The organism is Paracoccus sp. (in: a-proteobacteria) (assembly GCF_039808215.1).
GTDB lineage: Bacteria > Pseudomonadota > Alphaproteobacteria > Rhodobacterales > Rhodobacteraceae > Paracoccus.
In genome coordinates this window covers 39060-58594 of record NZ_JBDHSP010000010.1, presented here as the reverse complement: position 1 = coordinate 58594, position 19535 = coordinate 39060, and the positions used below count along the sequence as shown (strand labels likewise).

General features: G+C 69.1%; 18 protein-coding genes. 8 read left to right on the top strand and 10 right to left on the bottom strand.

What is annotated here, in order from left to right; genetic code table 11:
- Positions 1-44: 44 nt before the first annotated feature.
- Positions 45-2300 (bottom strand): hypothetical protein, encoded by a 2256-nt coding sequence (locus tag WMK75_RS05820; RefSeq protein ID WP_347266720.1) that lies wholly within the window; start codon positions 2298-2300, stop codon positions 45-47.
- Between the two features lie 718 nt (positions 2301-3018).
- On the opposite strand from WMK75_RS05820, the gene WMK75_RS05815 reads away from it, so the two are divergent.
- Together WMK75_RS05815 and WMK75_RS05810 are read left to right on the top strand one after the other, a co-directional pair.
- The gene (locus WMK75_RS05815) at positions 3019-3738 is read left to right on the top strand and encodes a response regulator transcription factor (protein WP_347266719.1); all 720 of its coding nucleotides are present in this window, start codon (positions 3019-3021) and stop codon (positions 3736-3738) included.
- Complete coding sequence (locus tag WMK75_RS05810) at positions 3735-4235, top strand: hypothetical protein (protein ID WP_347266718.1); 501 nt, start codon at positions 3735-3737, stop codon at positions 4233-4235. The genes WMK75_RS05815 and WMK75_RS05810 overlap by 4 nt, the downstream gene beginning before the upstream one ends.
- On the opposite strand, the gene WMK75_RS05805 is transcribed toward WMK75_RS05810, so the two are convergent.
- Positions 4223-5113, bottom strand: a complete 891-nt coding sequence (locus tag WMK75_RS05805; RefSeq protein ID WP_347266717.1) for a LysR family transcriptional regulator — start codon at positions 5111-5113, stop codon at positions 4223-4225. The two genes, WMK75_RS05810 and WMK75_RS05805, sit on opposite strands and share 13 nt — an antisense overlap.
- A gap of 95 nt (positions 5114-5208) precedes the next feature.
- On the opposite strand from WMK75_RS05805, the gene WMK75_RS05800 reads away from it, so the two are divergent.
- From WMK75_RS05800 to WMK75_RS05775, 6 genes are read left to right on the top strand one after another with little or no spacing between them, the layout of a single operon-like run.
- The gene (locus tag WMK75_RS05800; protein ID WP_347266716.1) at positions 5209-6657 is read left to right on the top strand and encodes an aldehyde dehydrogenase family protein; all 1449 of its coding nucleotides are present in this window, start codon (positions 5209-5211) and stop codon (positions 6655-6657) included.
- The gene (locus WMK75_RS05795) at positions 6654-7670 is read left to right on the top strand and encodes a membrane dipeptidase (protein WP_347266715.1); all 1017 of its coding nucleotides are present in this window, start codon (positions 6654-6656) and stop codon (positions 7668-7670) included. Before WMK75_RS05800 ends, WMK75_RS05795 begins: the two co-directional genes overlap by 4 nt.
- 39 nt (positions 7671-7709) lie before the next feature.
- Positions 7710-9263 carry a BCCT family transporter gene (locus WMK75_RS05790; RefSeq protein WP_347266714.1) on the top strand — a complete coding sequence of 518 codons (1554 nt, stop codon included), beginning with the start codon at positions 7710-7712 and terminating at the stop codon, positions 9261-9263.
- A 53-nt stretch (positions 9264-9316) separates the two neighbouring features.
- Positions 9317-10996 carry a hypothetical protein gene (locus tag WMK75_RS05785; protein ID WP_347266713.1) on the top strand — a complete coding sequence of 560 codons (1680 nt, stop codon included), beginning with the start codon at positions 9317-9319 and terminating at the stop codon, positions 10994-10996.
- Positions 10993-11661 carry a DUF3726 domain-containing protein gene (locus WMK75_RS05780; RefSeq protein WP_347266712.1) on the top strand — a complete coding sequence of 223 codons (669 nt, stop codon included), beginning with the start codon at positions 10993-10995 and terminating at the stop codon, positions 11659-11661. Before WMK75_RS05785 ends, WMK75_RS05780 begins: the two co-directional genes overlap by 4 nt.
- 16 nt (positions 11662-11677) lie before the next feature.
- Positions 11678-12034 (top strand): RidA family protein, encoded by a 357-nt coding sequence (locus tag WMK75_RS05775; RefSeq protein ID WP_347266711.1) that lies wholly within the window; start codon positions 11678-11680, stop codon positions 12032-12034.
- A 15-nt stretch (positions 12035-12049) separates the two neighbouring features.
- Here the strand turns inward: WMK75_RS05775 and WMK75_RS05770 are convergent, their stop codons facing one another.
- The 8 genes from WMK75_RS05770 to WMK75_RS05735 all read right to left on the bottom strand — a co-directional run bounded on the left by WMK75_RS05770 (position 12050) and on the right by WMK75_RS05735 (position 19416).
- Complete coding sequence (locus WMK75_RS05770) at positions 12050-12703, bottom strand: ferredoxin (protein WP_347266742.1); 654 nt, start codon at positions 12701-12703, stop codon at positions 12050-12052.
- 49 nt (positions 12704-12752) lie between these two features.
- Positions 12753-14804 (bottom strand): ASKHA domain-containing protein, encoded by a 2052-nt coding sequence (locus WMK75_RS05765; RefSeq protein WP_347266710.1) that lies wholly within the window; start codon positions 14802-14804, stop codon positions 12753-12755.
- Positions 14805-14835: 31 nt separating this feature from the next.
- Positions 14836-15795, bottom strand: coding sequence for a methyltetrahydrofolate cobalamin methyltransferase (locus WMK75_RS05760; RefSeq protein WP_347266709.1), 960 nt, complete (start codon positions 15793-15795; stop codon positions 14836-14838).
- A 66-nt stretch (positions 15796-15861) separates the two neighbouring features.
- Complete coding sequence (locus WMK75_RS05755; RefSeq protein ID WP_347266708.1) at positions 15862-16974, bottom strand: methylenetetrahydrofolate reductase; 1113 nt, start codon at positions 16972-16974, stop codon at positions 15862-15864.
- The gene (locus WMK75_RS05750) at positions 16971-17642 is read right to left on the bottom strand and encodes a methylenetetrahydrofolate reductase C-terminal domain-containing protein (RefSeq protein WP_347266707.1); all 672 of its coding nucleotides are present in this window, start codon (positions 17640-17642) and stop codon (positions 16971-16973) included. Before WMK75_RS05750 ends, WMK75_RS05755 begins: the two co-directional genes overlap by 4 nt.
- The gene (locus tag WMK75_RS05745) at positions 17632-17937 is read right to left on the bottom strand and encodes a virulence factor (RefSeq protein ID WP_347266706.1); all 306 of its coding nucleotides are present in this window, start codon (positions 17935-17937) and stop codon (positions 17632-17634) included. Before WMK75_RS05745 ends, WMK75_RS05750 begins: the two co-directional genes overlap by 11 nt.
- A gap of 114 nt (positions 17938-18051) precedes the next feature.
- Positions 18052-18687 carry a DUF1638 domain-containing protein gene (locus tag WMK75_RS05740; protein WP_347266705.1) on the bottom strand — a complete coding sequence of 212 codons (636 nt, stop codon included), beginning with the start codon at positions 18685-18687 and terminating at the stop codon, positions 18052-18054.
- A 30-nt stretch (positions 18688-18717) separates the two neighbouring features.
- The gene (locus WMK75_RS05735; RefSeq protein ID WP_347266704.1) at positions 18718-19416 is read right to left on the bottom strand and encodes a B12-binding domain-containing protein; all 699 of its coding nucleotides are present in this window, start codon (positions 19414-19416) and stop codon (positions 18718-18720) included.
- Positions 19417-19535: the final 119 nt, after the last annotated feature.

Sequence of the window (19535 nt, the reverse complement as noted above, 5' to 3'; positions counted from 1 at the left end):
TAACCGAAGGGGCCGGCGAACCGGCCCCCCCCTTGCATCGCGGCTCAGCTCAGGTCGTCGTCGCCGACCATGGTCGAGTTGAGGTCACCCCCGACCACGGTCATGTCGACCGAGTTGCCCAGCACATTGGCGCCCATGACGATGTTCTGGTTGAACGCCGTCAGGTCGATCGCCGCCGAGGCATCGGCCAGCGATTCGCCGCTGACATAGCCATCGTCGCCGTTGTGCGAGCCCCAGGCGCCGCCATAGCCGCCATTGCCGCCGTCGCCGGTCATCGCCTGGCCGCCGGCGCCGCCCCAGGCGCCGCCGCCCGTGGTGTCGTCGATCGTGCCGGCACCGCCATTGGCCGCAGCGCCGTCGCCGCCGCGGGCAAAGACCCCGCCGCCATCGCCGGTGCCGTCGATGGCCGAGCTGGAGCGGGCATCGCCCGCGCCCGAGCCGGTGGCATCGTCATCCGAACGCGCGGCGCCGCCATAGCCGGCAATCGCCTGCGCCATGCCGTCGGCCGAGCCGTCCACGTCATGGTCGGCCCAGAGGTCGGACAGGCCGCCCGTGCCGCCGCTGGCCTCGGCATTGCCCTCGCCGCCGGCACCCGCCGAGGACTCGGACTGCGCGTCGTTGCTGCCATTGCCGCCGCGGCCGTCACCGGCACCCGAGCCGGTGCCATTGCCCGCCACGCTGTTGTCGGCGGCGTTGTCGCCACCATTGCCGCCATCCGAAAGGCCGGCACCCAGGCCGCCGCCGACGCCGCCGGCATCGCCGGAACTGCCGGTGCCCGCACCGCCGTCGCCGGCATCGCCGCCATGGCCGGCATCGCCGGCATCGCCGCCGCGCCCGCCGTCGGCACCGCCCAGACCAAGGCCAAGCCCGGTGCCGTCGGCATCGCCGGAATCGGCGCTGCTGTTCGCGTCACCGGCCGCGGCACCCGCCAGGGCCGCATTCACCAGGCCAAGGCCCGCAAGCGCTGCCGCGCCCGCCGGCCCGCCGCTGGCGCCGCCATTGTTGGCCGCGCTGCCGGCAGCACCAAGGCCGCCACCCAGCCCGGCGCCCAGCGCGTCGCCGCCGCTGCCGCCGTCGCCGCCATCGCCGCCGTCGCCGCCATCGCCACCGTCGCCGCCGGTGCCGTCAGCGTCGCCGCTGGCGCCGATGCCCGCGCCGATGCCGGCGCCGATGCCGGCCGAATCGCCACCGTCAGCATCCGAAAGCGCGCCCGCCGCACCCGAAGGTCCGGTGCCCACGCCCAGCCCCAGGCCGGTGCCGTCACCACCGGCGGCATTGCCGTTCGAGGCATCCGACTGCGACCCGGCCAGACCCAGGCCGACGCCCAGCGAGGTACCGTCGCCGCCGGCGCCGCCGGTGCCTTCGGTCGAGCTGTCGTTCGAGCTGGAATTGTCCGAGGCCTGGTCGGACGCGGCCTCGCCGCCGTCGCCGCCGCTGCTGTCGCTGTCGGTGCCGGCCGCGCCGATGCCAAGGCCGAAGGCGCCCGAGGCGGAATTGGCGTCGCCGCCGTCGCCGCTGGTGCCGTCGGCATCGCCGCCGGTGCTCGAGCCGCCCTCGCCGCCATGCGCCATGCCGCCCATGGCATGTCCGCCGGTCGCGGCGCCGCCATCGGCATAGGCATCACCGCCGCCCGCCGCGCCATCGGCATTGGTGCGGATGCCTTCCGCGGCATCGGCATCGCCGCCAGTGGCATCGCCCGAGAAGTCGAAGGGCGCATTGTTCGAGACATTGGGGCTGTCGAGGCTGTCATTGTCGGTCAGCGTCGCGGTCTGCGCGTTCAGCGTCGCGGTCATCGCGCCGCCGGCGCTGAGATCGCTCAGCGCATCGCCGATGCGGATGTCGCTGCCGGGATCGCTGCGATAGGAATAGCTGAGGTCGCGCCCGGCGCCAAAGACATCGCCGACCGATCCGCCGGTGATGTCGAGATCGTTGATATCGTCATCGCGCGGGATCCATTCCCCGCCGCCGAAGTCGATGTTGATCTCGTTGTTGTTCGAGTTGTCGTTGCTGTCGTCACCGCCGTTGGTGTTGGAGTTCTCGACGCCCTGCTCCTGGCCTTGCAGCTGGCCCTGAAGCTGGCCCTGGTCGGTCGAGGAGGTGTTGGTGTTGGACGCATCCGACGTGGCATCGGCCGTGGCATCGGCGTCGGCCTTCTGGTGCTGATCCTGGCTCTGGGCGTCCAGATCGACATTGGCCTCATGGACGGTGATGTCGGTGTCGAAATCAGCGTTGACGTTGTCGACGTTCAGATCGTCGAACATCACCTGATTGTTGCCGTTGGACATTCTTCTCTCGGACATGGCAATCATTCCCGCAATGGCACCAGCCTCGCCACCACTCATCTAAAAGGCGGCATTCGGGGTGCGGTTACACGAAGGTTGCGGCCGCAAGTACGGATCGCTGCGCAATCCCGACCGCCGGCCGCGGCGGTCGTCTCCGGTGTTGGTGGCCTCCTTCCCTTCCCTGTGGCCCGGGCCCGCTGCCGCCGTGGCGGGACAAGCCCGCCGCCGGCACCCTGCCGTCCGGTTGGTTCCGGCTCTGGCACGCGGGCCCTGTTTCGGCACGGGACGCGGTTTGCGCCCCATGAGGAAGCATCTCACCGCGGCGAAAATCCGCCTAGCTGGCCGAATGGCTAAAAATTGATGAAAGCGCGATCAGGGGCGTTGAAATCGCAGACCGCGCTGATTCGGCTGGAAATAAAAACCGACCTCGCGGAATTGAAAGCCGGGATAACGATCCCCGGTGCCCGGAAGCGACCGCGGACCTGCTCGAAAGGCTACTGTCCTTTTGGGCAGGATGGGACGGGGCGGTTCCGGACACTGCGGCTCAGGCTCCCGGTAATAGACAGTTATTTCAATTTATTGCGCGGATTCAGTCCGGAACTGCACCACATGCCCGACAGATTCCGTGGATTCCTGTCCAGATAAATAGGTTCATGCATCGGCGGAATCCGGCCTATGCTGGCCATGGTCAGACCCGCGGCCCGGGCCGGGGACAGTGTTCGCAAGAGGTGGTTCCATGGTTTCCCTGCATCTCCTTGATCTGACGCGTCCGCAGCGGGACGAAACCGAGCTGATCCTGTTCATCGGCAGCGCCTTGGCCTTTCCCGAAGTGACGCTGCGCCTGGTCAGGATCGAGTTTGCAGGTCTCGGCGCGGCGCGCATCGACCGGCTCGACCCCGGCATCGCGCTGCCCGAGGGGGTGACGCCCAGGCTGATCGTGGTCGAGGACCGGCAGGCCGATGCCCTGGCCGAACACCACGACAGGCTGCGCGACAGCCTGGGCGGGGCGCCGGTCGCGCTGGCCTATGGCGATCCGTCGACGGCGCGGCGACTGCTGGCATTGCAGCAGGCCGAGGGCCGGCTGCGCGGGCTGCGCTTCCTGCCGCTGAACGCGCCGATCGCCGGATGGGTGTCGATGCTGCGCCTGCTGCTGGCCGGAGAATTCGTGCTGCCGGGAGAGCTGGTCAGCCCGCAGCCCGATGCCGTCGTCACCGCGCTGCCGCAGCCCGCAACCGCCGACGCCAGCCTGACCCAGCGCGAGATCGAGGTCCTGAAACAGGTGGCGCAAGGGCACACAAACAGGATCATCGCCGACGCGCTTGGCCTGTCGGAACACACGATCAAGCTGCATATCCACAACATCATCTCGAAGATCGGGGTCAGCAACCGCACCGCGGCGGCGAACTGGTATCTGGCGCAGGGGCACGGGACCCGGGTGCGGCGGTCGCTGCCGTGACCCCGCCGGACCCCGGCGGCGCCTTTGACGAGGCGCTGCTGCTGATCGGCCGGCTGAACTATACCTGGACGAATACCGAAAGCCTGCTGGTCCACATCATCGCCGGGCTGGCGCGGACGGACAAGGACACGGCGGTGATCCTGTTCCTGACCCTGAACACCATGCGCGCCCGCGTCGACCTGGTCGAGCGCCTGGCCAAGATGGCGCGCACCCCGGCGCCGCAGCGCCAGCGCATCCTGGCCGCGACCCGCAGGCTGGTGCAGCTTTCGGGGCCGCGCAACCGCTACAACCACTCGATCTATGCCTTCGATCCGGACAGCGGCAATGTCCGCACCATCCTGATGCGCATCGCCGACCGCAAGGACGAGATCCGCATGGGCCAGAGCAGCGATCTGGACGCCGCCGCCCTCGACGAGATCCGGGCGGTGATCCAGGATCTTGCCACGCTCAACCGCGAGATCTGGACCCTGGTGCGTGACTTCGGCTATCCGGCCTGAATCCCGGTCGCCTGTCCCCCGATCAGGTCCCAGAACACCCGCGCCGCCGGGCTGAGCTGGCGATCGGTGCTTTGCACCTTGCGCAGTTCGCGCCAGCTGGCGGGGTCGGCGGGGATGACGAAATCCAGTTGCTCGGGGCTGTGATAGATGGCGCTTTCCGGCAGCACCGTGGCGCCAAGGCCGCTGCGCACGAAGGCCAGCAGCGCGGTGGTATTGCGCGCCTCGAGATTGCCGTGCAGCAGCAGATCCGCCAGCACCGGCGAATCGACCAGATGGCACAGCGGGTTCTCGATCAGCGGCTCAAGCCGCAGCATCTGCCATGCAGGCGGCTGGCCGACGGCGATGGCGGCCGAGATCGGCCCGCCGGCGCGGCAGACGATGCCCAGCGCGTGGCGCTGGATCACCTCGCCCGACTGCCGGTCCCCGGCCGAGGTCGAGAGGATGCCGATGTCGGCCTCGTCCAGGCGGATGCGCCGGCGCACGCTGGCGGTGTCGACATCGCTGATCTCCAGCCGCACATCGGGGCGCAACTGCCGGAAGCGGGCGATGACGCCGGGCAGCAGGTCGATGGTGGCCGAGGGCACGGCGGCGATGCGCACCAGCCCGGCAGTGGATTTCGCATGGCGCCGGATCGCCGCGGCGCTGCGGTCGAAGGCATCCAGCGCCCGGTTCGCCTCCTCCAGCACCAGCGCGCCAAAAGGGGTCAGGCGGTTCTTGCGGTCGGTCTCGAACAAGGCCGCGTCAAGGCTTTCCTGCAGCTGCGACAGCATCATCGACACCGCCGAAGGAGTGCGCCCCAGCACCGCCGAGGCGCGCGCCAGCGAGCCCTGTTCGGCGACGACCTGAAACACCCGCAACATCTCGAGCCGGATAGACATTCAGTTTTCCTGAAATAACATTCAATATTTTAAGATTGATTGAACATTACTGCAAGACCTATCTTGCCTCCGAGTTTCAGACCGGAGGCAGGACCATGACCGAGACCAGAATCTACATCGACGGCCAATGGCAGGCGGGCGCGGGCACGGTCGAGAACCGCAACCCCTCGGACATCTCGGATGTCATCGGGCATTTCGCCCAGGCCAGCGCCGCGCAGCTGGACCAGGCGCTGGCCGCCGCCCGCAAGGCATGGCCGCTCTGGTGGGCCGCCGGCATCCAGAAGCGCCATGACGTGCTGATGGCCATCGGCACCGAGCTGATGGCGCGGGCCGAGGAAATTGGCCGCATGGTGGCGCGCGAGGAAGGCAAGCCGTTGGCCGAGGGCAAGGGCGAGGTCTATCGCGCCGGGCAATTCTTTACCTATTACGCCGCCGAGGCGCTGCGCAATCAGGGCGACCTCGCGGAAAGCGTGCGCCCCGGCATCGATATCGACGTGCGCCGCGAGCCGGTGGGCGTGGTGGCGATCGTCTCGCCCTGGAACTTCCCGGTGGCGACCCCCGCCTGGAAGATCGCGCCGGCGCTGGCCTTCGGCAATGCCGTGGTCTGGAAACCGGCGAATGTCACGCCGGCCAGCGCCATCATGCTGGCCGAAATCATCGCGCGCCAGGACATCCCGGCCGGCCTGTTCAACCTGGTCGCCGGACCGGGGCGCGAGGTCGGGCAGCGTCTGGTCGAAAGCCCGCTGGTCGATGCGATCAGCTTTACCGGCTCGGTCCCGGTCGGGCGCGGCATTGCGGCGGCGGCGGTTGCCAACATGACCAAGGTGCAGATGGAGATGGGCTCCAAGAACCCCATGCTGATCATGGACGACGCCGATCTGGATCTGGCCGTGGCGCATGCGGCGAACGCGGCCTTTGGCGGCACCGGGCAGAAATGCACCGCTGCCTCGCGGCTGATCGTGCACGAAAAGATCCACGACGCATTCGCCGAAAAGCTGGTGGCGGCGGCTCAGGCGCTGCGCGTCGGTCACGCGCTTGCGGACGGCACGCAGATCGGTCCGGTGGTCAGCGAGGGCCAACTGGCGCAGAACCTCGACTATATCGCCATCGGCAAGACCGAGGGGGCCGAGCTTCTGTGCGGCGGCACGCGGTTGGAACGGCCAACCGAGGGCTATTTCATGGCCCCCGCCGTCTTTGCCGGGACCCGAAACGATATGCGCATCAACCGCGAGGAGATGTTCGCGCCGATTACCAGCATCATCCGCGCCGGCAGCTACGCCGAGGCGCTGGCCATCGCCAATGACAGCGAATTCGGCCTGACCGCCGGCATCATGACCCAAAGCCTCGCCCGCGCCAGCCATTTCCGCGCCCATATGCGCGCCGGCTGCGTGATGGTGAACCTGCCCACCGCCGGCACCGACTATCATGTGCCCTTCGGCGGGCGCGGCGCCTCGAGCTTTGGTCCGCGCGAACAGGGCCGCTATGCCGCCGAGTTCTACACCACGGTGAAGACCGCCTATGTCGCGGCGGGGGTGCCGGCATGACCCGCGCACCGCTGATCGACGGGCTGCAATATGCCAACTGGTCGGAAAAGATCTTTCGCCAGATGCGCGCCGGCGGGCTGGACGCCGTCCACGTCACCATCACCTATCACGAGACCTTCCGCGAGACGGTGCTGAACATCGAGCGCTGGAACCGCTGGTTCGAGCAGCACCCGGACCTGATCCTGCATGGGCGCAGCGCCGATGACATCGGCCTTGCGCAGCAGAGCGGGCGCAGCGCGATCTTCTTCGGCTCGCAGAACCCGTCCTGCATCGAGGACGACATCGGCCTGGTCGAGATCCTGCACACTCTGGGCCTGCGCTTCATGCAGCTCAGCTACAACAACCAGTCGCTGCTGGCCTCGGGCTGCTACGAAGCGGGCGACACCGGCCTGACCCGCATGGGCCGCGAGGTGGTGGCCGAGATGAACCGCGTCGGCATGGTCGTCGACATGAGCCATTCGGGCGACCGCTCGACGCTTGAGGCGATCGAACATTCGACCCGCCCCATCGCCATCACCCATGCCAATGCCAAGACCTGGCACCCGGCCCTGCGCAACAAGACCGATGAGGTGCTGGCGGCACTGGGGCGTTCGGGCGGCATGCTGGGGGTCTCGACCTATCCCCATCACCTGAAGGGCGGCAGCGCCTGCAGCCTGCAGGATTTCTGCGACATGATCGCGCGAACCGCCGCGATCACCGGGCCGGAAAACATCGGCATCGGCACCGACCTGTGCCAGGACCAGCCGGATGCGGTGGTCGAATGGATGCGCGTCGGGCGCTGGACCAAGGGCATCGACTATGGCGAGGGCAGCGCCGCAGCGCCGGGGTTCCCGCAACCGGCCGCCTGGCACCGCGACAACCGCGACTTTGCCGGCATCGCCGCGGGCCTTTCGGCAGCCGGCCTGAACGCGGCCGAGATCGCCGGCGTCATGGGCGGCAACTGGGCACGCTTTTACGCCGACAGCTTTGGGCCCGCGGCGGCCGGACTGCCGGCCCGGCGGGCGGCGGAATAGCCGCAGCGCCACGAAATCTTTGTCCGAGGGAGGAAGGACATGAGCAATCTCGAGATTCCACGAACTGCCGGCAGCGTCTGGCGCCGGATCAACCTGCCGCTTCTGGGCATCACCGCGGGCTTCATCCTGCTGTTTTGCCTGCTGGCGATCACCGATCTTGCCCAGCTCAGCGCCATGATCGACTGGGCCTTTGCCGGCTCGGCGCGCTATTTCGGGCTTTACTGGCAGGTGCTGTTGTTCGTGACCCTGATCATCAGCCTGGTGCTGCTGGTCCTGCCGGGCAGCGGCGTCAAGCTGGGGGGACTAGACAAGCCCGAGTTCACCACCTTCCAATGGGCGGCGATGATCATGACCACGCTGCTCGCAGGTGGCGGCGTGTTCTGGGCCGCCGGAGAGCCGATCGCGCATTTCACCGCGACGCCGCCGCATTTCGCGGGCCTGGCCGAGGACCCGCAGTCGCGCGCGCTGGTGGCTTTCGCGCAGGCCTATCTGCACTGGGGCTTTCTGGCCTGGGCGATCCTCGGCTCGCTGACCACGGTGATGCTGATGCATTACCACTATGACAAGGGCCTGCCGCTGGCGCCGCGCACCCTGCTTTACCCGGTGTTCGGCGACCGGGCGATCCATGGCTGGATCGGCACGCTGGCGGACGCCTGCTGCGTCATCGCCGTCGTCGCCGGCACCGTCGGCCCGATCGGGTTCCTGGGGTTGCAGCTGTCTTACGGGTTGAACGCGCTCTTTGGCATTCCCGACGGCTTTGCCACGCAGGCGGCGCTGATCCTGGCTCTGGTGGCGATCTATACCATCTCGGCGATCACCGGACTCGAGCGCGGCATCCAGTTCATGTCGCGCTGGAACCTGATCCTGGCCTTTGGCCTGCTGGTCTTCATCCTGCTGTTCGGCCCGACCGCGGCGATCCTCTCCAGCTTCTTCGGCGGGCTTGGCGTGTATTTCGAGAATTTCATCGGCATGGCCTTCTATCGCGGCGATGCCGGCATGTTCGGAGAGCCGGGCTGGCTGGGCTGGTGGACTGTGTTCTTCTGGGGCTGGTTCATCGGCTATGGCCCGATGATGGCGATCTTTGTCGCCCGGGTCAGCCGCGGCCGCAGCAATCGCCAGATCATCCTGCTGCTGTCGATCATCGCGCCGCTGATCACCAACTTCTGGTTCACCATCATCGGCGGCACCGGCATCGCGCTGGAACAGGCGACGCCCGGCGTGATCACCGGCCCGTTCGAGGGCTTCAACCTGCCCGCCGCGCTGCTGGCGATCACCTCGAACCTGCCGGCCGGTTTCCTCGTGTCGCTGCTGTTCCTGGTCCTGACCATGTTCTTTGTCGCCACCACCAGCGATTCCATGAGCTATGTGATCTCGACCTCGATGTCGGACGGAGAGCCCTCGACACCGCTGCGCGCCTTCTGGGGGGTGGCCATGGGGGTGATGGCGCTGATCCTGATCGCCACCAGCACCGGCGGCATCGACAAGCTGCAAAGCTTCATCGTCATCACCGCGGTGCCGGTGTCGCTGATCCTGCTGCCCTCGCTTTGGGACTCGGTGCGGATCACGCTGCTGCTGGGCCGCAACCGCAAGTGACAGGCCAGACGGGCGGCCGCCGCCGCCCGCCACCACCAAGGAAGGGGGGAAACATGCAGACCACGATCCATCAGCCCATGCCCGAGGCCATCACCGCGCTGATGCGCCCGCCGGCCGAGGTCATGCGGCTGGCGCGCATGGGCAGCGCGCATCCGATGCGCCTGTCCTTCCTGCGCGCCCTGCTGCGCCGGGTCCGCGCCGAGGGCTGGCATTTCGACCGGCCGCTGTGGCAGATCGACGCCCGCGGCGTCGGGCGCGCGATCTACCGCGCCCGCGGCCCGCAGCGGACCTATTGCCTGGTGGCCTTTGCCCATGACCTTCCCGACGAGATGCGCTCGGACCGGGTGATCGCCACCGCCTGGGACGCGACCTTCACCCTGTTCGACGGCGAACCCACCGCCGCCGATCTTGACCGGCTGGCCGCCAATGTGCCCCTGCAAGAGGCCGGGCGCATCGGCGAAAGCGAGTTGTCGCTGAGCCGCGCCAACCGTTCGGTGCGGCTGTTTCGGCATGTGGTCGAACGCCTGGCCGAGGGCCGCCAGCCCGACGCGGATGAAATCGACGCCGTGGGCTATCTGATGCGCACCACCGCCGTCTATGGCTCGGGCAAGTTCGGCGCCGCCGACCGCGAAATTATCGCCGACCGCCCCGAACTGGCCGCCCCCTTCCAGGCCGAGATGCTGAGCGTCTGGCTGACGCGCGAATTCACCTTCGACATGGTCGAGCATCTGGCCCGGGCCCGCGCGGGCGCGCGCGCCGCACGGCTAGACCCGGCGCTGCGCCGCCGTCTGGGGGTCGGCAATTCCACCGGCCTCGGCATGGCGCCCTTTCTGGTGCGCCATCCATTGCTGCTGAACAACTGGGTCACCGCGCGCGAGATCGCCCTGGCGCGGGTACGCGCCCTGCCCGAGGCCAGGCCCGAGGCGGTAGTGGCACTGAAATCCGCCCTCGTACAGGCCCGCGACAATGCCGCCGCCTGGCATTCCGCACATGAACTGCAACTGGCCAGGCTCGCCGATCTGCGTGCGGATCTGGATCGCATCGCGGGCTGGCTGCAGGACTGGCCCGGTGCCGGCGACCAGCCTTGGGACCGGCTGTGGCGGCGCGGCGCGGATCAACTGTCGCTTGAGGGGCAGGAGGCGCTTCTGGCGCTGCTGCTGGAACCCCATGGCGCGCTGGTCGATGATCTGGTCGCCGGCATGAGCGATGACAACGCCGCCATTGCCCGCATCGACGGCGGAATGCGGCTGGGCGAGATGCGCGCGCTTCTGGCACAGAACTATGACTGGGCCCTGGCCATCGACTTTGCCGACCCGGCCAGTCAGGCGCGCTTCTGGTATGTGTCCGAGGACAAGCTGGAACCCCGCATCGGCGAACGGCTGACCGACGCCGGCGCGGAACTGGAACAGCCCCTGTGCATCGCGCGGCTGGCGAGCGAGTTGGACCAAGCCCTGCGCGACCAGCCCGCCGACTTGACCCTGGCCGAGTTTCTGCTGCGCCGCCCCGAGCAGCGCTTCATGGCCCGGCGCGTGCAGATGACCCGCGCGGCCCCCTATGCCGAGATCCGCGACAACCTGATCGCCGCCGATGTTCTGCCCATCGACATGATGCGCTGCAAGCTGGCCTTCTTTGGCGCCAGCCGTTTCGACCCGCGCTCGGACAAATGGGTGCGCATCAGCCTGTTCCAGGACCAGCCCTCACCCTTCGATCTGAACCAGGGAGGCCAGAGATGACCATGCATGATGCCATGCGCGATGTCGCCAGCGCCGGGACGACCCGGCTGCCCGCCACTGTCCAGCTGTCGCGCAATGAAACCGAGGCGCTGTGCTTCAAGGCCGCCTGCGGCCAGGGCATGAGCTGGGGCCTGGCCGAGGAGGCGGGCTTTGCCGCCGCCTGGCTGGCGGCGCAGGGTGTCGATGGCGCGGGGCTGCTGCTGCGCCTCCTCGAAGCGGGCGATGAGGCCGGCGATGAGCCGGCAGCAGGCGAGGCTCCGCTCTGCCCGATCCGGCTGGGCGTGGCGTTGCTCGATCATGCCGGCGCCAAGGCTTTGACCTTCGCCGGGACGGTCAGCTGGCCGGCGCTGCTGGTGCCCTTTCTCGTCGAGGCAACGCGGCGCCTTGACAGCGCGGTGACGCTGTCTTGCGACGGCATCGCCCTGATGATCGCCGGCGGCCGGGCGGATCCCGCGGCGCTGGCCCGGCTGGCCGCTGTCGCCACCGCCGCCGTCGCCCTGCAGGCCGCACAACCGGACGCCAGCCTGCCGGCGCCGGTTCAGCGCCGCGCTGCGGTCGCTACCGCCAGCATCGAGGCGCTGGCCGCCTATGCCCTGCGCACCACCGTTCCCGCCACCGAGGCCTCGCGCAGCGGCGCCGGCGCAATGGGCGACGACAATGACTGACCCGAAAGGACGACCCATGACCCTGACCCGCCTCAACCCCGGCCCCAGAATGAGCGAGGCCGTCACCATCGGCGACATCGTGTTCCTGGCCGGACAGGTTCCCGCGACGCTGGACGGCGACATCGCCACCCAGACACGCGAGGTTCTGGCCAGGATCGACGATGTGATGGCCCGGCTTGGCGGCAGCAAGGCCGACATCGCCTCTGTGCAGGTCTGGCTGAGCGACATGGCGGATTTCCAGGGGATGAACGCGGTCTGGGATGCCTGGGTCGATCCGGCCGGCCCGCCGGCGCGCGCCACCTGCGCCGTGGCGCTGGCCCGTCCCGGCATGCGGGTGGAAATGATCGCCATTGCGCGCCGTCCCGGCGCCTGAGCCGGCGCCCCGGTCTCAGCCCGCGGACGGGCGGTGGAACTGGCGCATGTGATAGGCCGATTGTTCGGCGCGCCGGCCATAGGCGCGCGACACCGGGCAGGCGCGACGCACCAGGCAGCCCGCATCCAGGCAGGGCGCGCCCTGCGCCCGGTCCAGCCAGTCGTGACAGGTCGCCACCTCATAGCCCTGCCCACCCAGCGCCGCGGCCGGACAGGCCCGCAGGCAGGGGGCGGCGCAGCCCGTGCAGGGGTTGCGCCCGGCCGGCAGATCGATCGGCTCGGTCAGCGCCAGCGCGCCGCGAAAGCTGACCATCAGCCCCTGGCGGTCGTGGACCAGCAGCCGGACCGGACTTTGCCAGAGGCGGCCGCTACGCAGCGCCCAACGAAAGAACGGCCGGAACGGCGGACCGCCAAAGGGAAACAGCGCCTCGGCGGCGAATTCGCCGGCGATGCCGGCGATGACGCGGCGCGACCAGCGGTCCAGCGGATCGGGCGCCCCGTCCCATTCCGGCTGGCGACGCAGATGCTCCCAAAAGCCCGGCTCATCCGGGCCAAGCAACAGCAGCGTGCTGCAGCCCGCCGGCAGGTCCGGCTCATCGGCTGCGGGTCGAAAGCCGCCCAGCAGCGCCAGCCGATCCCGGGCAAGCCGCGATTCGATACGGGCCAGCAGCGTCGCCATGGCTGTCAACCTCCCGGCGCCGCCCGGAGCCGCCGGCGGGTCATTCCCGGCGCCGCGCCGCGCGTTCGGCGCGGGCGCGACGGCGCGGCCCCTCGGCCCCCGCCGGCGCCGCGGTCCTGGGCGGCAGCTCCACCGCCTGGGAAAGGCAGGGGAAGGCATCGACCTTGTTGGGCAGGGCCATGGCGTCGATGAACAGCTGCTGGAAATCCGTCTCGAGCGCCGTCTCGATCTTTTCCACCCGCGTCACCTCCTGCTCGATCTCGCGGCGGTAGTCGCGGTTCAGCAGCGCCATCATCGCGCCGGTTCCGGCGGCATTGCCGACCGCGCTGACCTCGGTCAGGTCGCAGTCGGGGATCAGCCCCAGCACCATGGCATATTTCGGATCGATGAACGAGCCGAAGGCCCCGGCCAGGCGGATCGCATCGACCTTGCTCACGCCCTGTTTTTGCATCAGCAGCCGCGTGCCGGCGTAAAGTGCCGCCTTGGCCAGCTGCACGGCGCGGATGTCGTTCTGGGTGACCGCGATCCGCGGCGTGCCCTCATGCAACAGATAGGAATAGGTGCGCCCGTTCGCGAAGATGCGCCCCGAGCGCGCCGCCAGGCCGCCGTCGATCACCCCGTCCTCCGAGATGACGCCGGCCAGATACATCTCGGCCACGATCTCGACGATGGCCGAGCCGCAGATGCCGGTGACGCCGACCGCGCCGGCGGCCTCGGCAAAGCCCGGCTCGTCGGACCAGGGCTCGACGCCGATGACCCGGAAGCGCGGCTCGAGCGTGGTGCGGTCGATGCGCACGCGCTCGATGGCGCCGGGGGCGGCGCGCTGGCCGGCCGAGATCTCGGCCCCCTCCAGCGCCGGGCCGGTCGGCGATGAGGCCGCGACCAGCCGCTGGCGGTTGCCCAGGAATATCTCGGCATTGGTGCCGACATCGACGACCAGCATCATCCGGTCTTGGCGATGCGGCCCCTCGGACAGGGCGACGCCCGCGGCATCGGCGCCGACATGGCCGGCGATGCAGGGCAAGGTGTAAAGCCGCCCGCCGGGGTTGATCCCGATGCCGATGTCATGCGCCCAGAGGCCAAGCGCCTCGGAGACCGCCAGGGCGAATGGCGCCTGCCCCAGTTCCGTCGGATCGATGCCGAGAAACAGGTGATGCATGATCGGATTGCCGACAAAGACCGAATCGAGGATGTCGCGGCGATCGACGCCGCCCTCGGCGCAGGCGCGGCCGATCAGCGCGTTGACCGCATCGCGCACCGCGGCCGTCATCGCCTCGCGCCCGTCGGGGTTCATCATCACATATGAAACCCGGCTCATCAGGTCCTCGCCAAAGCGGATCTGCGGGTTCGGCGCCCCGCTCGAGGCCACCACACGGCCCGAGAGCAGCGACAGCAGATGCAGCGCGATGGTGGTCGAGCCGATGTCGCAGGCAATGCCGTAAGCCTCGTTGTGCAGCCCGGGCCAGATGCCGGTGATCCAGGGCCGCGTGTCGTCGCGGTCAAGGTGCACGGCCACGGTCACCGCCCAGTCGCCCTGGCGCAGCACCGGCTGGACCTGCGCCAGAAGATGCGGCGCCAGCTGCGGGTCGCGATAGCCCCAGTCGCGCTCCAGCACCTGCATGAGCCGGTCCAGATCGCCCAGCGGCCGGTGCATGTCCGGCGGCTCGACCTCGACATAGCACAGCTGCAGCGCCGGGTTGCGCGCGATCACCCGGTCGCTGGCCGCCTTGCGTACCAGCTGGGCATTGATCACCGTGTCCTGCGGCACATCCACCACCAGATCGCCCTGGATGGTGCAGGAACAGGACAGGCGCCGGCCCTCGGCCAGGCCGCGCAACTGGCGATAGCGCTCCTCCTTCGGCCCCCAGGCCGAGACATGCTCGGCCGCCGAGGTGATGTGGTGCTTGGCAAAGCTGCCCTGCTGCAGCTCGACCTGGCAGCGGCCGCAGGTGGCGCGCCCGCCGCAGACGCTTTCGACATGGACGCCAAGCCGGCGCGCCGCGTCCAGCAGGCTGGTGCCGACCGGAAAGCGCCCGCGCTTGCCCGAGGGCATGAACAGCACAAGCGGATCGGTCCTGTCCGGTGAAGCCATCTTGTCCCCCCTGCCAGCTCCCAGCCGGCCCCTAGCCCTGCGTCTGGCGGCGCGCCTCGCGCCCGCCGCGCCGCCGCCCGCCCGCCGCACCGCCATCCGCCGGGGCGGCGGGCGCGGCCACCGCCTCGCCCGGGCGGTGGTCCTTGTAGGTCGAGATCCAGGTCATGCAGTCGCGGTCCGTGCCCGCCAGCACATTGGCGCCGCGCACCGCCTCCATTTCCTGCGGCCGGCAGGGGTTCATGATTGCCGAGGTCATGCCGGCGCCGATCACCATCGGGATGAAGGCGGCGTTGATGCCATGGCGATGCGGCAGCCCGAACGAGATATTGGACAGGCCGCAGGTGGTGTTGACCTGCAACTCTTCGCGCAGGCGGCGCAGCAGCGCAAACACCTGCCGCCCGGCATCGCCCAGCGCCCCGATCGGCATGACCAGCGGATCGACGACGACATCATGGGCGGGAATGCCGTGGTCGGCGGCGCGCTGCACGATGCGCCGCGCCACCTCGAAACGCACGTCCGGATCCATCGAGATCCCGGTCTCGTCATTCGAGATCGCCACCACCGGCACGTCGTATTTGCGCACCAGAGGCAGGATCGCCTCCAGTTTTTCCTCCTCGCCGGTGACGGAATTGACCAGCGGCCGGCCGCGCGCCACCTTCAGCGCCGCCTCGATGGCGCCGGTGACCGAGGAATCGATGCAAAGCGGCAGATCCACCAGATCCTGCACGATGCCCAGCGTCTGCACCAGAAGACCCGGCTCGGTCGCATGGGGATCGACGGTGGTGACGCCGGCATTTATGTCCAGCATGCTGGCGCCGGCGGCGGCCTGTTCCAGCGCGTCCTTGCGCACCGTGTCGAAATTGCCGGCCAGCATCTCGGCGGCCAGCTTCTTGCGCCCGGTCGGGTTGATGCGCTCGCCGATGACGCAAAAGGGCTGGTCAAAGCCGATGGCGATCTCGCGTGTGGCCGAGGCGACGATGGTCCGGGTCATGCGGTTGCTCCGTTGGGCATGGGGATGGCATGGGTCTGGCGGCGCGCCGCGGCGCGCCCGATCGGTTCAATGGGCATTCCTGACCATCTCGGCCTGGGTTTCGGTGACCTCCTCGGCCAGCAGCTGCCCCAGCCGCTCGGCCACCAGCGCGTCATCGGCGCGGGCCTCGTGCTTCCAGGGGCGGCGGCCGCGCAGCACCCCCGATTCGTCCACGATCTCGGCGACATATTCCTCCTGGCGATAGGCCATGACATGGATGCCCGAGACGCCGGGGATTTCCTTGACCTCGTTGATGATGTCGATGCACAGCCGCTTGCCCTCGGCCTTCTGGTCGCGCGCCCCCTCGAGCCGGCGGATGACGGCATCGGGGATATGCACGCCGGGCACGTTGCGGCGGATCCAGCTGGCGGTCCGCGCCGAGGCCAGCGGCCCGACGCCGCACAGCACGAAGGCGCGGCCGGTCAGGCCCTGGTCATGCGCAAGCTGCATGAACTGGCGAAACATCGGCACGTCGAAACAGTATTGCGACTGCAGGAACTGCGCCCCGGCGGCGATCTTCTTGCCCATATGAAGGGCGCGAAATTCATGGGGCGGTGCAAAGGGATTGACCGCCGCGCCCAGAAACACCCGCGGCGGCGTGGTCAGGCGGCGCCCGGACAGAAAGCGGCCCTCGTCGCGCATGATGCGGATCGTTTCCAGCAGCGACGAGGAATCGAGGTCGAACACCGGCTTGGCGCCGGGCTGGTCGCCCGCCTGCACGCCGTCGCCGGTCAGGCACAGGATGTTCTGCACCCCCATGGCGGCGGCGCCCAGCACGTCGCCCTGGATGGCGATGCGGTTGCGGTCGCGGCAAGCGATCTGCATGATCGGCGCATAGCCCATGCGCGTCAGCAGCGCGCAGATCCCGACCGAGGACATGTGGCAATTGGCCCCCGAGGCGTCCACGGCATTGATCCCGTCCACCCAGCCGTCAAAGACCCTGGCACGGCGATAGACCTCGGCGGGATCGGCGCTGTCGGGCGGGTTCAGTTCGGCGGTGACGGCAAATTCGCCCCGGCGCAGCACGCGCTCAAGCCGGCCCAGCGAGGAATGGCCGGGCAGCGGCGCAAGCGGCAGGTGGCGGCCACCGGGGTTTTCATCGGGGTTCTCGTCAGGGTGGTGCGGGCCGGCCTCGCTCATGGCGTGGCTCCGCGGTCGGGGTCGCGGGCAGGCGCGCGCGCCGCCGCGGCCTGGGCGGTGACGCGCAGCCAGGCCGAGGTCTCGCGCAGCGACTGGTCGACCGGGCGCTGCACGTCAAGGATCGCGTCGCCCCGGACCATGCGGCGCGAGCCCTCCCAGGCCTTGACCCAGACGCAGGGCATGTCCGGCTCGACCTCGCAATGGCCATCGGCGCGCACGCCGCCGCAGGGGCCGTTGCGCAGCTGCTTGGGGCAGTTCATCGGGCAGGACATGCCGGTGGCGGACAGGATGCACTGGCCACACATGCGGCAGTCGAACATCAGCCCCTTGACGCGGCGCTCGACGAATTTCACCGGCGCCTCGACCCGGCCATAGCCCAGCGCCCGCCACAGCGGATGCAGCCACAGGAAGGCGCGGGCGAACCGCGCATAGAACCATTCCAGCTGCCGCGCATGGCGCACCGACCACAGCCGCATGGAGCGGGCGCGCTGCTGGCGCCGCTGCGGCGAAACCCCGGCCGGGGCATAATCGCTGCGCGGCGCCGCCTGCTTGACCAGCGCCGCCTGGGTCACCGCGCCGGTGGCGGCGGGCGGCAGGGCGGGAACCGCGGCGCTGGCCGGGCCGGTCGCCGTGGTCGAGACCGGGCCGGCTTGGGTCTCAGCGCCCATCCTTCCAGCCTCCGGCCCGGGCCAGGGCGGCAAGGCGGGCGCCGTCGAATTCGGCCTCGATCGCCGCCGCGGCGCGCTCGGCCTCGGCGTCAAGATCGTCGCCGACCGGCAGCGGCGCGGCCTTGCGCCACTGGGCCAGATAGTCGTCGGTTCCCGCGGCGCCGGCGCGCATCGCAGCCAGGTCGATCGCCTCGGCAAAGCGCCCGGACAATTCGCGCCGGGCGTTCTGCCGGCCCTTGCGGACGATGATCTGCGCGGGAATATCGCGCCAGTAGACGACGACGAGCTCGGCCATGGTTTCCCCCTTCGGGTTCGAGCATTGCGCCAAGTCCGGCGCCCGCGCCGGGCGATTCGCGACCTGCCGCGCGGCAAAAGCGACCTGCGACATCGGGCGCAGGGCCGGCCCGGGTCATGGCCGCACGGCGCGCGCGGCCCGCGCCAGCCCCGGCACCAGATCGCCATAGCCGGTCGGGCGCAATTCATAGGCCAGGCCCAGCATGCGCGCGGCCCCCTCGGCCACGCGGGCCAGCGCGGGATCGTCGGTCTGCGCCAGATAGACCAGCCTTTCATAATTGCCGAAATAATCCGCGGCCAGTTCCGGGTGCCGGTCCAGCCCCAGCGGCCGGATGAAGAAGGCCTCGAACTGGCGGCAGAGGAAATCGGTCATGTAGAAGGCCATGGTGTCGGCCTCCTCGTGCTGATGATAGGCGCCGAGCCCCTGGTAGAAGGCAAAGCAATGCGGCCCGGCCATGCGCTGGACGCCGTGCCTTTCGCAGACTCGGTCCAGCAGCCCGCCGGTGCCGCAATCGCCGTAACCCACGAAGATGTGGCGATAGCCCCTGGCCCTGGCTTCGGTGATCGCGCGGTCCATCTCCGGCGCGATGCGGTCGGGGCGGAAATGATATTCCGCCGGCAGGCAGGCCAGATCCATGTAGTCAAGGCCAAGCCTTTGCCTGACCTCGAGGATCTCGCGCGCCAGCATGCCGCAGGCGATGACCAGAAGCCGGTCTTCGGGGCCCTTGCCTGTGCTGTCCGGCTGCGCCATGTGCCGATTCGCCCGCTTTGGCGCCCGCGCTCAGACGGCAGGGCGCAGGTTGTGGCGGCGCGCCATGTAGTCCTTGGCAGTCTCGACCGCGACGGCGGCATCGCGGCAATAGGCGTCCGCCCCCACCGCCTTGCCGAATTCCTCGTTCAGCGGCGCGCCGCCGACCAGCACCACATAGTCGTCGCGGATGCCCTTTTCCTTCATCGTGTCGACCACGACCTTCATATAGGGCATGGTGGTGGTCAGCAGCGCCGAAAGGCCGACGATGTCGGGCTTGTGCTCCTCGATCGCCGCGAGATATTTCTCGACCGGGTTGTTGATGCCGATGTCGACGACATCGAACCCCGCCCCCTCCATCATCATCGCCACCAGATTCTTGCCGATGTCGTGGATGTCGCCCTTGACGGTGCCGATCAGCAGCTTGCCCTGCTTGGGCGCGTTGGTCGCCGCCAGCAGCGGGCGCAGGATCGCCATGCCGGCCTTCATGGCATTGGCCGACAGCAGCACCTCGGGCACGAACAGGATGCCGTCGCGGAAATCCTCGCCGACGATGCGCATGCCCTCGACCAGCGCCTCGGTCAGCACACGGTAGGGCGCCCAGCCGCGGGCCAGCAGGATGTTGGTGCCCTCCTCGATCTCTTCTTTCAGACCGTCGTAAAGGTCGTCATGCATCTGGGCGAGCAGGTCCTCGTCGGACAGTTCGGACAGGATGATCTCGTCGTCGGCCATGTTCCCACTCCAGAGATTGCGGCAGATTGCGGCGCCGGGCTGCGGCCATGCCCCATGCGGCAATTCTAGGCCGCAAGGCGCCCACCGCATCGTCGATTTGCGACTTGCGAAAGGGGGAA